Annotated in this window: 13 protein-coding genes and 1 pseudogene; 10 read left to right on the forward strand and 4 right to left on the reverse strand. The window is 71.2% G+C overall.

All coding sequences use genetic code 11. From position 1 onward, the window contains the following. Positions 1-533 precede the first annotated feature (533 nt). The 3 genes from L7D48_RS14840 (at position 534) to L7D48_RS14850 (ending at position 2,288) form a co-directional block, all read left to right on the forward strand. Positions 534-749 (forward strand): DUF6223 family protein, encoded by a 216-nt coding sequence (locus tag L7D48_RS14840; protein ID WP_237879911.1) that lies wholly within the window; start codon positions 534-536, stop codon positions 747-749. A 240-nt stretch (positions 750-989) separates the two neighbouring features. Next, positions 990-1,661: a hypothetical protein gene (locus L7D48_RS14845; RefSeq protein ID WP_237879912.1), complete on the forward strand. Its 672-nt coding sequence runs from the start codon at positions 990-992 to the stop codon at positions 1,659-1,661. A gap of 210 nt (positions 1,662-1,871) precedes the next feature. After that, a complete protein-coding gene (locus L7D48_RS14850) occupies positions 1,872-2,288 on the forward strand; it encodes a hypothetical protein (protein ID WP_237879913.1) in 417 nt (138 codons plus the stop codon). 263 nt (positions 2,289-2,551) lie between these two features. Here the strand turns inward: L7D48_RS14850 and L7D48_RS14855 are convergent, their stop codons facing one another. Continuing rightward, positions 2,552-3,124, reverse strand: coding sequence for a GNAT family N-acetyltransferase (locus tag L7D48_RS14855; protein ID WP_237879914.1), 573 nt, complete (start codon positions 3,122-3,124; stop codon positions 2,552-2,554). 109 nt (positions 3,125-3,233) lie between these two features. On the opposite strand from L7D48_RS14855, the gene L7D48_RS14860 reads away from it, so the two are divergent. Further along, positions 3,234-3,614 carry a hypothetical protein gene (locus L7D48_RS14860; RefSeq protein WP_237879915.1) on the forward strand — a complete coding sequence of 127 codons (381 nt, stop codon included), beginning with the start codon at positions 3,234-3,236 and terminating at the stop codon, positions 3,612-3,614. A gap of 158 nt (positions 3,615-3,772) precedes the next feature. Further along, positions 3,773-5,164, forward strand: a complete 1,392-nt coding sequence (locus tag L7D48_RS14865) for an FG-GAP repeat protein (RefSeq protein WP_237879916.1) — start codon at positions 3,773-3,775, stop codon at positions 5,162-5,164. A 57-nt stretch (positions 5,165-5,221) separates the two neighbouring features. On the opposite strand, the gene L7D48_RS14870 is transcribed toward L7D48_RS14865, so the two are convergent. After that, positions 5,222-6,757 carry a xylan 1,4-beta-xylosidase gene (locus tag L7D48_RS14870; protein WP_237879917.1) on the reverse strand — a complete coding sequence of 512 codons (1,536 nt, stop codon included), beginning with the start codon at positions 6,755-6,757 and terminating at the stop codon, positions 5,222-5,224. Between the two features lie 281 nt (positions 6,758-7,038). Here L7D48_RS14870 and L7D48_RS14875 point away from each other — a divergent pair, with 281 nt between their 5' ends. The 5 genes from L7D48_RS14875 (at position 7,039) to L7D48_RS14895 (ending at position 13,662) form a co-directional block, all read left to right on the forward strand. Then, positions 7,039-8,325: an ABC transporter substrate-binding protein gene (locus L7D48_RS14875; protein ID WP_237879918.1), complete on the forward strand. Its 1,287-nt coding sequence runs from the start codon at positions 7,039-7,041 to the stop codon at positions 8,323-8,325. Positions 8,326-8,488: 163 nt separating this feature from the next. Beyond that, on the forward strand, positions 8,489-9,358 hold the full coding sequence (locus tag L7D48_RS14880) for a carbohydrate ABC transporter permease (RefSeq protein WP_237879919.1): 870 nt from the start codon (positions 8,489-8,491) through the stop codon (positions 9,356-9,358). Further along, positions 9,358-10,260, forward strand: coding sequence for a carbohydrate ABC transporter permease (locus L7D48_RS14885; protein ID WP_237879920.1), 903 nt, complete (start codon positions 9,358-9,360; stop codon positions 10,258-10,260). Before L7D48_RS14880 ends, L7D48_RS14885 begins: the two co-directional genes overlap by 1 nt. Before the next feature lie 133 nt (positions 10,261-10,393). Continuing rightward, positions 10,394-11,893, forward strand: a complete 1,500-nt coding sequence (locus L7D48_RS14890; protein ID WP_237879921.1) for an alpha-N-arabinofuranosidase — start codon at positions 10,394-10,396, stop codon at positions 11,891-11,893. After that, positions 11,890-13,662, forward strand: a complete 1,773-nt coding sequence (locus L7D48_RS14895) for a CocE/NonD family hydrolase (protein WP_237879922.1) — start codon at positions 11,890-11,892, stop codon at positions 13,660-13,662. The genes L7D48_RS14890 and L7D48_RS14895 overlap by 4 nt, the downstream gene beginning before the upstream one ends. Before the next feature lie 38 nt (positions 13,663-13,700). On the opposite strand, the gene L7D48_RS14900 is transcribed toward L7D48_RS14895, so the two are convergent. Beyond that, on the reverse strand, positions 13,701-14,717 hold the full coding sequence (locus L7D48_RS14900) for a LacI family DNA-binding transcriptional regulator (protein ID WP_237879923.1): 1,017 nt from the start codon (positions 14,715-14,717) through the stop codon (positions 13,701-13,703). A gap of 185 nt (positions 14,718-14,902) precedes the next feature. Continuing rightward, a pseudogene (locus tag L7D48_RS14905) lies at positions 14,903-15,498 on the reverse strand (glycoside hydrolase family 43 protein); the annotation flags it as partial.

Here is a 15,498-nt window from a genome sequence, read left to right on the forward strand (position 1 = left end):
GGGCGGAGACGTGGTGCCGGCCGCGGGGGTGGGGCGGCTCGGCCGACGCTCCGGAACTGCCGCGGTGACGAGAGGCCGCGCTCTCGTCAGGCGAGGCCCTTCCGCTCACCGCGATCTTCGACCGCAAGGTATTGGCCTCGACATGACCGAAGGTATGTGCGGAAGCGAACGGGAGGAAGCGGGAAGGGAGAAGCGAAGGGTGAACGTGACCGCGCTCCATGGCTCCACACCTCGCAACATGGGCCCCTCTCCGGACAGCGTGCACTTATCGACCAGGCCAAGCATTGGTCAAAGGCCGGTCAAGAAAAACCTTATCCAGGTAAAGCGCCTTGCATGAGCAAGTCGACACTTCCGGTCCAAGAGAGCCCGAAAACCGAGGGTGGGATGACGCGAATCCGCCCTGTCATCCCTCGTGCCCGGCCACCGGCGCCCACGGGGCTCCCGCGCCTACGCCGACACCGCTGCGCCGGCCCGGAGCGGGCCGCCGGGAACGGCACCCGACGGCGCTGCCGGTGGCCGGATCGGTACCGGCAATGCGCGGCATCGGCGCGATGTCGGCCATCACGGCGGGAGCGGTCGGTACGGCCCTCGCGGTGCTGCACGCGGTCACCGCGGGCGGTGGCCCCGGAACCGGCAACGGACTCCTCGGCGCCGTCGTGGCCATCCCACTGGGACTGGGCGCCGTGTTCCTCGGCCGCCGGGCGCTGAAGCGCGGCGGCCACACCGACCGGCCTGCCGGTGCGGCCTGACACCCGCCTGAGGACCACCAGGGCACGGAGCGCATGCGGCCACCGCATGCCGATCCCGCAGGCGGCGCCGAGGGCCGGGACCGCGGCGCACCGGACCACCGCTGAGGACGCCGGGGGAGTGAAGACCGGGGAGGAACAAGCCGGCCCGCGCCTTTGGCGGAGCGGCCGTATTTCCGCGCGACCCGCACACGCTCCGGGTTCTACGATCCCCCGGTACGGCCGAGTGGTGCGGGGGTGGCGATGAGCCGGGACGTCGGGGACGGAACGACGGTGGCGGTGCGCTTGGCGCAGGGCGTGCCGCTGCGGGACGCCCTGCCCGCCGCCGGCACCGGTGACTGGCTCGCGCTGGACGCGGGGGTGCGGCAGTTGGCCTGGTACCGGGGGAACCCCGCGCCGGAGTGGGAGCACACCGCCGCGTTGCCCGCCGATCCGACGCGACTGGACGAGTCCCGGGCGGCGCTGGCACTGTGCCACCGGGACGGGCGGATCCGCCGGGCCGCACTGCACCACTCGGCGCGGTATCCCGGCCTGCTGCCTCTGGCCGTGATCCGCTGTGCCGACTGGGCGGAGCCGGTGCGCGAGTGCGCCCGGGAACTCCTGCGCGAGGCACTGGACGTGGACACCGCCGTCGGCCTCGCACCGCTGCTCCTGCGCGTCGGCCGCCGCGACCGGGGCCTCTTCGGCGTCGAACTGCTCGAGGAGGTCCTGAGCCGAGCCCCGCGCGGACGGTTGGCCGCTCTGTTCTCCCATCCCGACCGCACTGTGCGGCGGTTCACGTACCGGCTGGCCGCCGACCGCCGCTTCCTCCGTCCCGCCGAGCCGGCCCGCGCGGCCGCCCGGGACGGCCCGGCCAGGCGGGACCGTTCCTCGGCGACCGGTCCGCCCTGGTGCGTGCCCGCGCCCGCTACGTGATGCGGCGGAACGGCGGCGAACCGGTGGCCTGGTGCCGGACGCGGTGTGCGGCACCGGACGCCCCCGGGCTGCTGCCGGGGGCGGTCATCGGGCTGGCCGAATGCGGGAGTCGCGCCCCGGGGCGCGCGCGGCCGCAGGCAGGTCGACGGCCACGGGCCTTGCCCAGGCCCCCGGGGGTGTCTTCACAGGGGCGTATGAGACTGTCCGGTCATGTCGCAGATGACGAGGGGGCTGGAGGCGGCCCTGTCCGGAGCGTCGTCCCCCTCGTGGTCGCAACGTGCCGGTGCCGGGCGTGCCCTTGCCCCCTTCGCCGATGTTCCCGAGGCCGCGGAGGCGCTGGTGGGGCTGCTGCTGGACGCCGAGGACACGGCGGTGACCCGGCAGACAGCAGAGGCTCTGATCCTGGCGGGGACGGTGGCCGCCGTGAGGCTCATCGCTCTCGCGGCTGCCGAGGCCGATGACAACCAGGCCGACTGGATGCGGACCGGGGTACATGACGCGCTCGCGGGAACGGACGGTGTGCCGGACATCGCAGTGGTCTGCGGACAGCTCGCCCGGTCCTACGAAGCAGCTGTCCGCCGGGGCGCCGCGGAGATTTCGGCGTGGGCCGACGACACACGATGCTGATGCGAGTCGAACCCCTGCCATCGGGTCACCGCCCGCGGCGTCGCCCGCCCGCCAGGTCCTCGCGACCGTCGGCCCCACCGGACACGTGGGCTTCTACGCCCGCGCTTCCGGCTTTCCCGAAGTGACGGAGCCGCCGTGGTTCTCCGTCGCCGACGCGCTCCACGCCCGTTTTCCGGCACGTGCGTGACTATCCGTTAGCCCACCCGGGGACCAGCACCACGAACGAGTGATCACCCGTCGAGAGACAAGGCACCCGGCGTCCCTCAACGGGCTGGAATCGGCACCGCCGACGGTCGCCACTCCCGCCTGAGCAACCCGAACACCCACGTGTCGGACACCTCGCCGTTCACGACGCAGTCTTCCCGCAGCGTTCCCTCGCGCACGAATCCGATCTTCTCCAGCACCCGGGCGGACGCCTCGTTGCGCGTGTCGGTCTCGGCCTGGACCCGATTCAAATCCAGTGTGCCGAATGCCCACCGCAGCAAGGCATGCGCGGCCTCGGTCGCGTAGCCGTGACCCCACACCGCATCGTCGAGGCAGTAGCCCAACGACGCGCTGCGGTAGTCCGGGTTCCATCCGACCAGACCGCACCAGCCGACGAACGCCCCGTCGGAAGCGCGGTCGATGGCCACCCGCGCCCCGGTGCCCTCATCCGCCATCTTCCGGCACATCGCGATGAAACGATCGGCGCGGGCCCGTTCCTTCCACGGCGGGGAGTCCCAGTAACGCATCGCGTAGGCGCTGCCGTGCAGCGCGAACAAGGGGCCCGCGTCCGTGTCGGTGAAGGGGCGCAGGCGCAGGCGAGCGGTGTGCAGTACGGGGGTGGCCAAAGTCATGCGGACCATCTTGTGTCCTCGTGAGGCAGGCGGAACACCGAATATCCGGTCCCGGCCCGGGCGCGATCGGAATCCGCCCGGCGGGTCGTGGCGCCGTAGGCTCCAGGGCATGCACAGCACCCTGACGGAGCATGCCCGATGCCTGTACGGAGACGAGTACCGCCCCGTGCCGGAGTGCGACCTCGAACACCGGGAGCACTACTTCGTCGAGGAGCTGACGTTCGCCGACGCGGACGCGATTCTCGCCATGCTGCGTGAACTCTGTCCGTACACGGCGGACGGCCACCTGCCGGTCTGGGTCCGGAATCTGGCCTACCGGCTGGTGCTCCTGCAGCGGCCGGACGAGCCGGCGCTGATGCGGGAGGCCGCCGAGAACCTGTGGTCGCACGGCCCGGACTGGGACGGCATCGCGGCCGGCCTGGTGCGGCGGGCCGATGCCCTGGAAGCGGGCCGTTCCACACCTCAAGCCGGTGCCCGGCGCGGCCCCTGACCTCCATCGGCTTTTCCGGACCGCTTGCGGGCCGGGGGCGCGGACATGAGTGAATGCTCTACGGTGACTTGCTCCTGCCACCCGAGTGGGTGTGTCCGGAGTGGGCGAAGGAGGGGATCGTGCGCGGAAAGCACGGGTGAGGAGCGGTCCGGCGAGCGGTGGCACTGCTGGCGGTCGGAGCCGCCGGGCTGATCGGCCTGCCGGGGAGCGCGGCCGCGTGGCCGCTGTCCGCCCCCGGGGACATCAACGGCGACGGCTACCGGGACGTGGTGCTCCCCGCGCCGGGCGCGACCGTGGCGGGCGAGCGGGGCGCCGGGGCGGTGGTGGTGCTGTACGGATCGTCCACCGGGGTCTCCGCGAAACGCCGGGCGGTGGTGACGCAGAACTCCACCGGTGTCCCCGGAGCGGCGGAGGCGGACGACCGGTTCGGGTTCTCGACCGCGCTGGCGGACCTGGACCGGGACGGCTACACGGACCTGGTCGTCGGAACGCCCGGCGAGGACCGCGGCACGGCCCGCGACGCCGGCATGGTGTCGGTGCTGTGGGGCAGCGCGTCGGGGCTGTCCGCGGGCGTGAACCTGCCGACCCCGGTCGAGACGGGCTGGGGAGCCGGCCGGGATGTGGCCGCGTTCTTCGGCCCGTCGGACGTGCAGGTGCTGATCGCGAACTACAACGAAGCCACCCGCCTGACCGGACCGTTCACCCGGTCCGGTGGGGTGGGCCGGTCCGTCCGGCACGACGAGGCCGGATGGATGGGCACCGTCGAGCTGGGGGACCTGAACGGCGACGACAGCGCCGACCGTGTGATCGTCACCGGCCGGGCGGGCGGCCACAGCGGCGGCCTGGTCTATGTCAACTCCAGCCTCGCCGACTTCCAGCGGACACGCATGGCGGCCGGTGACGGCCTCACCACCGCTGTCGGTGACGTCAACGGTGACGGCTACGGGGACCTCGTCGTCGGCGACCCGGACGAGCCGACCGCCGAAGGCCCGGCCGGTCACCTCGGTGGCGCGGTCCACGTGTGGTTCGGCTCCGCCCGCGGTGTGGACCACGGAGCCCAGCCGGTGACCGTCCACCAGGACACCGCCGGGGTGCCCGGAGTCGGCGAGCGCCACGACCGCTTCGGAGCCGCGGTCGCCGTCGCGGACCTGGACGGGGACGGCGTGGGCGACATCGTGGCAGGAGTGCCCGGCGAGGGCCTCGGCGACATCGGAGGGGCCGGCAGCGCCGTGGTCGTCCCCGGCCGGCGTACCGGGGGGCTCGGACGGGACGCCTACGCCTTCCACCAGGGGACCGCCGGAGTGCCCGGCGGCTCGGAGTCGGGCGACTTCTTCGGCAACACGGTCGGGGCGGGGGACGTCGACGGTGACGGCCGCCCCGACCTGATGATCGGCGCCGCGGGCGAGAACGACACGCAGGGCGCGGTCTGGGCGATTCCCGGCGGGACGACCCGCCCGCTGTACTCCTCCGGCGTCATGCTCACCACCGCCGCACTCGGCCTGCCCACACAGCACGACGGCACCCTGCTGGGCGGCGACATGCTCTGGTGACGCACTCTCCGGACGGTGTTCGGCCCCCCGGTGGGCGGCGGGGTGTTCACGGCCGGTTCACGGGGCGTCAGAGCCATCGGCGCCGAGGCCGAACAGCCGGTCGTCGCTCCACCACTGCGGAGTCTCGTCGACGACCGGGGTGAGCTCCAGCAGCGTCACCTCGTTGCGGCCCAGGACGAGATCCACATCGGCGCGCCCGCCGGTGACGGGCACGCTCCGGTGCGAACGGGCGGGTTCGGCGGCCTCGCGGAGGGCGTCGAGTTGGCGGTCGCCGGGTGCGAGCGGCCGTCCCATCTCGCACCAGGCGGCCCAGGGGTTGCCGGCGTCCTCGCTCACGGAGAGACGGCGCGTGAAGGCGGAGCCCCGCACATCCGGGGCGCCGACGGGCAGGGACAGCCGGAGGGTGTGGCCGTCGACCGGCTCACCGCCGGCCGGGTCGGCCGGCGCCCAGGCCAGTACGGTGACGCGGCCGTCGCCGTGCCGTGTCACCAGGTGGTCCTCGCCCCGGGCGAGCACCTGCTCGCCCATCTCGGCCATGAAGGCGTACAGGTGGTAGGTGGGCTTCTTGATCTGCCGGTGTGTCAGCAGCCCGAAGCCGCCGTGGAACGGTGCGGTGGGGATGCCCACCTCCTCGAACACGTCGCTGAACGTCCAGTACGAGAAGGAGTCGGCGATGTCGCCGCCGTTCACCAGCACCGGCGCGAGGTACGCCGCGTGGAAGGCGGTGTCGTGGATCGGGTTGTCCGGCCGGTAGGAGGAGTTGAACTCGGTGATGTGGACCGGCAGTTCCGCGAGTTCGGTGCCCGCCAGCTGCCGCCGCGGGGCGCCGAACTGCTCCAGCAGCGCCGATGCCGGCATGAGCGTCTGGTGAGTGCCGAACGGCACGGGCTGCTCGGGGCCGGAGGAGTAGGCGTGGCGGCTCACGAAGTCGATCGGCAGGCCGCGGGCCTCGACGAACCCGGCGAAGCGCCGGATCCACTCGTCCTCGTACCCCGGCGCCAGTGAGGGTCCGCCGACCTGGAGTTCGGCGTCGACCTCCTTGACGGCCAGTGAGGTCACCTCGTAGAGGCGGTGGTAGGCGTCCTGGTCCGCGGACCAGAATGGTGCCAGGTTGGGCTCGTTCCACACCTCGACGGGCCACCGGCGCACCTGGTCGATGCCGTAGCGGTCGACCAGGTGCCCGATGACGGCGCGGACGAGGTCCGCCCACTCCTTCTCGTCACGGGGAGGGGTGATGTTGCCCTTCCACCAGAACACGGTGTCGTCGCCGGAGGCGAGCCCGGACGGCATGAAGCCGAGTTCGAGGAAGGGCGCGATCCCCGTTTCCAGGTAGGCGTCCACGACCTGGTCGAGGTATGTGAAGGCGTGGCGCACGCGCCGCTCGCCGGCGTGCTCGTAGGGACGGTGGATCCCCATCCCGTCACTGAGCAGGCCGTGTCCCCGGATGTACCGGAAACCGATCTCCTTCTGGACGAGGTCGAGGGATTCCTGGTAGTCGCGCCGCAGCGCGAGGTCGAGCCGGCCTGTGCCGACGCAGTGGCGCCAGGCCTCGGAGAGCCGGGCTGCAGGCTGCCGGGGGACGACGATCCGCATGGTGGGGTTCCTTCGGTGCGGTGCGGTGCGGTGCTCGCTGGAGGCGTTCGGCATGGAAGCCGGCCTCCGGGCCGAGACCGGGAAGCCGGGGCCTGGCCGCCTGCGGCGGTGAGTGGGGCGGTGACTGCGTCGGTAACGATTGGGCAACTTGCGAAAACTCTTGGTTGCTTCTCGCTCGTTTCTGACTGTACACCTTAGCTCCCGCTTCGCGGACGGCCTATAAGTTTGCGCAAACTAAAAGAAGTTGGATCACTGACGACAGATCAGGGAGTTCCACGGTGATGAGGAAGACCCGCAGCATGACGGCTGCCGCGATCGGCTTGGGCATCGCACTCGCCGCCACCGGCTGCGCAGGCGGCGACGGCGGCGACGGTTCGCCCGGCGGTCAGGGCGCACTGACCCTCTGGACGAACGCGATGGAAGGGCGCGGCGCGGAGTACTGGAGAGCCGCCGCGAAGGAGTACCAGTCGCTGCACCCGGACGTCACGATCAAGATCCAGTCGGTTCAGAACGAGGACCTCGACGGCAAGCTGCAGAACGCGCTCAACTCCAACTCCGCACCCGACATCTTCCTGCAGCGCGGCGGCGGCAAGATGCAGGCCATGGTCGACGCCGGTCAGATCCAGGTGCTGGACCTGACCGACACCGACAGGGCCAATGTGGGCGATGCGGCCCTCGAGGGCGTCTCGATCGACGGCAAGGTCTACGCGATGCCGCTCGACACACAGCCCGAGGGCATCTACTACAGCAAGGACCTGTTCAAGAAGGCCGGCATCGCCTCCCCGCCGACGACGATGGACGAACTCAAGGACGCCGTCGCGAAGCTGAAGGCGATCGACGTCGCGCCGATCGCGGTCGGCGCCAAGGACGCCTGGCCGGCCGCGCACTGGTACTACAACTTCGCCCTGCGCGAGTGCAGCCAGGAGGTCATGCAGGAGGCCGCCAAGTCGCTCGAGTTCGACGACCCGTGCTGGACCAAGGCCGGCGAGGACCTGGAGTCGCTCCTGGAGGCCGATCCCTTCCAGAAGGGCTTCCTGACGGCCTCCTCGCAGCAGGGCGCCGGGTCGTCGGCGGGCATGCTCGCCAACCACAAGGCGGCCATGGAACTCATGGGCAACTGGAACCCCGGTGTGATCGCCGACCTGACCCCGGACAAGAAGCCGCTCCCCGACCTGGGCTGGTTCCCCTTCCCCGCCGTACCCGGCGGCAAGGGCGACCCGACAGCCATCATGGGCGGCGCCGGCGGATACTCGCTCTCCAAGGACGCGCCCGAGGAGGCCCTCGACTTCCTCCGGTTCGTCGTGACCAAGGACCAGCAGGAGGCCTACGCCGAGGCCTTCGACACGATCCCGGTGAACAAGGACGCCCAGGGGGTCGTCACCGAGTCCTACAACATCTCGGCACTGCAGGCCTTCAACAAGGCCGCCTACTCGATGCAGTTCCTCGACACCGTGTACGGCCAGAACGTCGGCAACGCCATGAACATCGCCGTCGTGAACCTGATGGCCGGCAAGGGCTCCGCCGCCGACATCGTCAAGGATGTCAAAGCCGCCGCCGAGAAGGGCTGAGTAAGCAGACATGAGCAACACCCCGGGCACTGACACGGCCGACGGCCGCCAGTCGCAGGGCACGCCCGGAGCCGGGGACGCGGCCGTGTCCGCGCCCCCGGCTTTGCCGCGAGCGGCTGCGCACCGCCGGAGCCGTGCCAGGACGCGACTGGAGATCGCGGCCTTGTCCGCACCGGCGGTCATCACGTTCCTGGCGTTCGTGATCTTCCCGGTCGCGCTCGCCGCGTACTACGGCTTCTACCAGTGGAAGGGCTACGGGGACCCCACCGACTGGGTCGGCCTGAACAACTACAAGCTGATCCTCACCGACCCCGCCTTCCACGACGTCCTGTGGCACAACGGCCTGATCCTGGTGCTCTCACTGGCCATCCAGGGCCCGCTGGCGATCGTCCTGGCACTCCTGCTCAACCAGAGGATCCGCGGCCGCTCGACCATCCGCGTCCTGATCTTCGTGCCCTACATCATCTCCGAGGTCATCGTCGGCACCGGCTGGAGCCTGATGCTCCAGAGCAACGGGGCCGTCAACGACCTGCTGCGCCGCATCGGCCTGGGCTCCCTGGAGACCGACTGGATCGCCGACCCGGACCTGGCCATCTGGACGCTGATGGTCATCATCACGTGGAAGTACATCGGCTTCGCGGTGATCCTGATGCTCGCCGGCCTGCAGTCGATCCCCGACGAGATCTTCGAGGCCGCGCAGATCGACGGCGCCTCCTACTGGCAGATCCAGCGCCGCATCACGCTGCCGCTGCTGGGGCCGACGATCCGCATCTGGGCGTTTCTGTCGATCATCGGCTCGCTGCAGTTGTTCGACCTCGTCTACATCATCTGGGGCCAGTACGTCTCGGGCACCGCCGGCACCTCGACCATGGCGATCTACATGCTCGCCCAGGGCCGCAACGCGGGCAACTACGGCTACGGCAGCGCCGTCGCGGTCGTGATGTTCCTGATCTCGCTCGCCGTCGCGCTGCTCTACCAGCGCTACGTCCTGCGCCGCGACCTCCAGGGCTCCGTCACCGAAGGGACCGTGTGATGAGTGCGACGACCGCCACCCCCAAGGTGCCCTCCGCGACGGAGCCGAAGCCGCCCACCGGCCGCCGCGGCGACCGTGACAGGCCGCAGAAGTGGGGGAGCCCCGTCACCTACTTCGTCGCGCTGCTCTTCGTCGGCGTCTGCGTCGCACCGGTGCTCTTCATCGTGCTCGGCGGGTTCCGCACCAACTCGCAGATCACCACGGAACCGGCCGCCCTTCCGAATCCCTGGGTGGCCGGCAACTACATCGACGTACTGAAGTCGACGATGTTCTGGGGCGAGTTCGCCAACTCCCTCGTCGTCGCGGTCGCGAGCACCGCGGGCATCGTCGTCCTCGGCCTGATGGTGAGCTTCGTGATCGCACGCTACGACTTCAGGCTCAAGGGCGCGATGTACTCCCTGTTCGCTGCGGGCCTGATGTTCCCGATGGTCGTCGCGATCACTCCGCTGTACCTCGTCGTCAAGGACCTCGGTCTCGTCGACAACCTGCTCGGCGTGATCATCCCGCAGATCGCCTTCGGCCTGCCGGTGACCGTCATCATCCTGGTGCCGTTCCTGCGGGCCATTCCGAACGAGATCGAGGAGGCCGCGGCCATCGACGGCATGAGTCGGCTCGGGTTCTTCTTCCGCATGGTGGTCCCGCTGTCGCTGCCCGGTGTGGTCACCGTCGGCATCCTCGGGTTCGTCGGCAGCTGGAACAACTACATCCTGCCCCTGTACATCCTCAACTCGCAGGCGAACTACACCCTGCCGCTCGGTGTCCAGGTGTTCTCCTCGCAGTACTCCACGGACACCGCGAAGGTCCTCGCCTTCACCTCGCTCGCCATGCTGCCCGCACTGATCTTCTTCTCGGTCTTCGAGAAGCGGATCGTCGGCGGTCTCACCGGCGCCGTGAAGGGCTGAAACCGGCACCGGAAACCGAACCGAACCGTCCCGCGCCTGCCCCCACCGTGTCCACGGCGGGGGCAGGCCGCCGACCGACGGTATCGCTCAGCCCACGACCCACCCCGTGCCCTCCCCGGAAAGGACCGCCGAATTGCCCCGCGCCCGCATCGAGCTCGACAGGCAGGCCGTCATCGCCCCTGTCCGACGCCGCACCTTCGGCTCGTTCGTCGAGCACCTCGGCCGCTGCGTGTACACCGGGCTCTACGAGCCCGGACACCCGAGCGCGAACGACGAGGGGTTCCGCATGGACGTCGTCGAACTCGTCAGAGAGCTCGGCTGCACGACCATCCGCTACCCGGGCGGCAACTTCGTCTCCGGGTTCCGCTGGGAGGACTCGATCGGCCCGCGCGACAAGCGCCCGGTGCGCCGCGACCTCGCCTGGCGCTCGATCGAAACGAACCAGGTCGGCCTCGACGAGTTCGCCGGATGGCTCAAGCTCACCGGCTCCGAACTGATGCTGGCGGTCAACGTCGCCACACGAGGCATCCTGCCCGCACTGGACCTGCTCGAGTATGCCAACCACCCGTCCGGCACGGCCCTTTCGGACCTGCGCATCGCCAACGGCACACCGGAACCGCACAACGTGCGCATGTGGTGCCTGGGCAACGAGATGGACGGACCCTGGCAGACCGGGTTCATGACGGCGGACGACTACGGCAAGATCGCCGCCCGCACCGCCGCCGCGATGAAGCGGGCCGACAAGGACCTCGAACTCGTCGTCTGCGGCTCCTCCGGATCCGGCATGCCGACCTTCGGCGACTGGGAACGCACGGTGCTCGAGCACGCCTACGACCACGTCGACTACGTCTCGTGCCACGCGTACTACCAGGAGCACGACGGCGACCTCGGCTCCTTCCTCGCCTCGGCCATCGACATGGACTACTTCATCGACACCGTCGTCGCCACCGCCGACCACGTGGGGCACAAGAAGCGCTCGGGAAGGAAGATCAACGTCTCCTTCGACGAGTGGAACGTCTGGTACCTCAAGGAGCACCAGGAGTCCGAGGAGGCCTACGACGAGTGGCGCCACGCCCCCCGGCAGCTCGAGGACAAGTACACGGTGGCGGACGCCGTCGTCGTCGGAAACCTGCTGATGACGCTCCTCAAGCGCAGCGACCGCGTCACCTCGGCATCGCTCGCGCAGCTCGTCAACGTGATCGCTCCGATCATGACCGAGCCCGGCGGCCCGGCCTGGCGGCAGACGACCTTCCACCCGTTCTCGATCACGAGCCGGCTCGCGTCCGGCGAGGTGATCCGGCCCGTGATCGAGGCCCCGACCTACGAGACCGCGCGCCACGGCGAGGCGTCCGTCATCGACGCCGTCGCGACCGCCGACGAGGACCGGGCCGCGGTCTTCCTCGTCAACCGCGACCTGGCCGAGGCCGCGCAGGTCACGATCGATGTGCGCGGCCTCGGCTCCTCGCGCATCGCCGAGGCGGTCACGCTCGCCGACTCCGATGTGTACGCGAGGAACACACTCGCCGAGCAGCACCGGGTGACCCCCGCCGCGAACCCGAGCGCGGCACTCGCCGACGGCCTGCTCACCATCGAGCTGCCGCCGGTGTCGTGGACGGCGGTCGCCCTGCGATGAGCCAGGACACCGAACCCGGCCGGGATCCGGACCCGGTGGCCGAGCGCCGCGAGACGACCTGTGCGCTGCGCGACGGAACACGGCTGCGGACCGTCCTGCTGGTCCCGCACGGCAGCGGGCCGTGGCCGGCCCTGCTGACCCGTCACCCCTACGACGCGGCCCGTGACGAGCACGAGGGGATGCTCGACGTCCGGCGTCTGGTCGCCGCCGGATACCTCGTCGCGCTCCAGGACGTGCGGGGGCGCTTCGGCTCCGAAGGGGTCTTCGACCCGTGCGCGCAGGAGGTGGCCGACGGCGCCGACGCCGTGGCCTGGCTCGCGGCGCTTCCCGAATGCACCGGCGCCGTCGGGATGTGGGGCGCCTCCTACGCCTCGGACACCCAGTTCAGTGCCCTTTTGGGAGGCGCTCCGGCTCTTCGGGCGATCGCCCCCGCCATGACGCCGACGATGTCGGCGCTCGACGGCTTCCGGTTTCGCGGCGGTGTGCCGGAGATCGGAAGCACCCTCGCGTGGACGCACTACGCGATCGCCCCGGACCTGATCGCGCGCATCGAATCCGCCCGCGAACGGGAGGCCGAGCGGAAACGGTGGGAGGCGACCGAGCGCGCGATCGGATCCGGGGAAGCGTTCCGGGCCGGCGCCCTGAGCGCCTGCCCGGACGCCGAGGCGATCGTCGTGTGGGGCCTGGACCGGTTGCGGGAGCCGCTGGGGTCGGCGCGGCACCGCGCCGGGAAGATCGTCGACCGGATCGACGCGATCGACGTCCCGGTCTTCCTGATCGGCGGGTGGTTCGACGTCTTCCTCGGGTCGACCCTGGAGATCTACCGGCGTCTGCTGCGCCGCGCGAAGGACACCGGCGGGCCGGCGCCCCGCCTTCTGATCGGCCCCTGGACGCATGACGACATGTCGGGCCGGACAGCAGGCGTGGATTTCGGGCCGGGCGCGTCCGCCGGTGATCTCGGCGGCAGCGGGGACCTCACCGCGCAGCACGTGCGGTGGTTCGACGCCGCCCTGCGCGCGGGCCCGGCGGACGTGCCGCCGGTGCGTGTTTTCCTGATGGGCTCGAACCGGTGGATCGAGCTGGAGGAGTTTCCCCCGCGCGGCACACGGACGCTCGAGCTGTACCTGGGCGCCGGGGGATCGCTTGCGGCCGAGCCGGCCGGGAGCGGTGAACGGCGGCTGACCAGTGATCCGGCATCCCCGGTGCCGACGTGCGGCGGTGCGGTGCTGCTCTTCGCACCGTTCGAGGCGGGGCCTGCCGACCAGGCGGCGGTCGAGGCGCGGTGTGACGTGGTGTCGTGGCGCACCGTGCCGCTCGCCGAGGAGCTCACGGTGATGGGCGCGGTTCGCGCCGTCGTCCGTCTCACGACCACGGGAACGGACGCGGACGTGGTCGTGCGGCTGTGCGACGAACACCCGGACGGCAGCAGCCGCGTCATCGCCGACGGAGTGCAGCGGGGATCGGCGCGGCTGGTCGACCCGGTCACGGGCCTGGGCGACAGGCTGCCGGTCGAGCCGGACCAGGAGCAGGAGTTCGCCGTGGACCTCTGGTCGACGGCGCACACGTTCCTGCCGGGCCACCGGGTACGGGTCGACATCGCACCGAGCTCGTCACCCCGCTGGGATGTGGGACGCAACGTCTTCGAACCGGCCGGGGCGATGCGGGCCGGGGCGATGGAGGCGCCCACCGTGGCGGAATACACGATCCACCACGGCGCCGCCCATCCGAGCCGCCTGATCCTGCAGGTCGTGACGGCAGCGCCGCAGTAGCACCGCGACGAGACCGGCCGGGGACACGCCCGCCGGTCTCACCGGCGTGCCGCTGAGGCCGCCGGGGCCGGCCCGGTGGAGGCCCGTACGACCAGCTCGGTGGCCAGCTCCATACGGGCGGGGGACCGGGCGCCGCCGTCCTCGCCCCGGGAGAGCTCGACCAGGAGCTTGACCGCCGCGGCGCCCAGCTCGGTGCTGGGCTGCCTGACGGTCGTCAGTCCGGGGGTGATGTACTGCGCCTCGGGCAGGTCGTCGAAGCCGATGACGCTGATGTCCTGGGGGATCCGCAGGCCCCGGGCGTCCAGTGCGTCGTAGATGCCCAGTGCCATGGAGTCCGCGCAGGCGAAGATCCCCGTGATCCCCGGGTCGCCGTCGAGCAGGGTGTGGGTGGCGGTCACGGCCTTGGCGCGGTTCCACCCGCCGTAGGCCACGGACACCGTGGCGCTGCCGCCGGTCGCCGTGTCGGCCGCCGCACGGAAACCGTCGACGCGCGCCCGGCTGAAGAGATGGCGGGCGTGGCCGGCGACGACCCCCATCCGCTCGTGGCCGAGGGACAGGAGGTGTTCGGCGGCCATGCGGCCGCCGTCCCAGTTCGCCACGCCGACACTCGCCATCCCCGACGGCGGTGTGCTCATCGGGTCGATCAGCACCACGGGGACGCCTGCGGCACCGAGCGCGTTGAACTCCCGCGAGTTGGGATCGACCAGCGTCCCGATCGCGCCGATGGTGCGCCTGCGCAGGACCCGCGACACCCAGTCGCCGTGCGGCTCGGCGAGTGTCAGCACGACATCGAGCCCCGCTGCCGCCGCCTCTCGCCCGACCCCGGCTATCAGCAGGTTCGCCCACGACCCCTCGAAGTGGGTGACCACGAGGTCGAGCACGTTGGACAAGCCGCTCTCGTCCCGCGAGTTCTCGCTCTTGGGCCCGGTCCGGCGGGTGTAGCCGACAGCCTGTACGGCTTCCATGACCTTCGCGCGCGTCTCGGCCGAGACGTCGGTTCCGCCTCGCAGCACCTTGGACACGGTGGGCACGCTCGTGCCGGCGGTTTTGGCCACCAAGGACAGGGTGGGGCGAGATCCGGCGGAGCGAGGGGGCATGGAGGACAGGTTATCCGGCGGGGAAGCCGCCCAGGACGCCGGGCCGGTACCGCAGCGGGCACCTCTCGGTCCGGCGTCGCCGGTCACCGCGTCCTGGGGCACGGCCTCGCTGCAGGCCGCGTACGGCACCCGCGCGCCGGGGGTCACGCGGAGGGCGTCGAGGCCGGGGTGTACTCGAACCAGTCGAAGGCGACCGTGCCCTCGGTGGCGTACATGCCGATCACACGGCCGGTGAAGCCGCAGGCGACCTCGGTGGACAGGTAGCGCCCGTCCAGTTCGGCGAGGGGCCGGGCGCTCGGGGCTCCGGGATCGCCGAGCCAGAAGGCGATGGTGTCGGGGCCCGTGGTACCGCCGTCGGTGAGTTCGGGCGACGCGGGCACGAGGTCGGACGTCCGGATCGTCACGGCGAGGGTCAGCGGTCCGGCCGGGACCGGCCGGGCGGCCACGGTCTGGCGCAGCGGACCGATCCGGGCGACGACGCGGGCCTGCCCGTCGCCGATCTCCAGCTCGTAGTGGTGGGCCTCGTCCAGGCGCACGCACAGGCCGCCGCGTCCCGTGCCCGGGTCGATCGCGGCGGTGGCGCGGCAGTCGTGGTGCTGCTGGCGGCGGCCGACGAAGGTGTATCCGGGGCGGTCGAGGGTGGGGCCGGTGGCGCGGAGGACCAGCCGGCCGGGGCGCTCGGTGAGCGACCAGGAGCCCTCCGGACGGGCGAACGGCGAGATCCAGTGCGGCGCGAGGG

Source organism: Streptomyces sp. ICN903, from assembly GCF_022015835.1.
Classification (GTDB): domain Bacteria; phylum Actinomycetota; class Actinomycetes; order Streptomycetales; family Streptomycetaceae; genus Streptomyces; species Streptomyces fenghuangensis.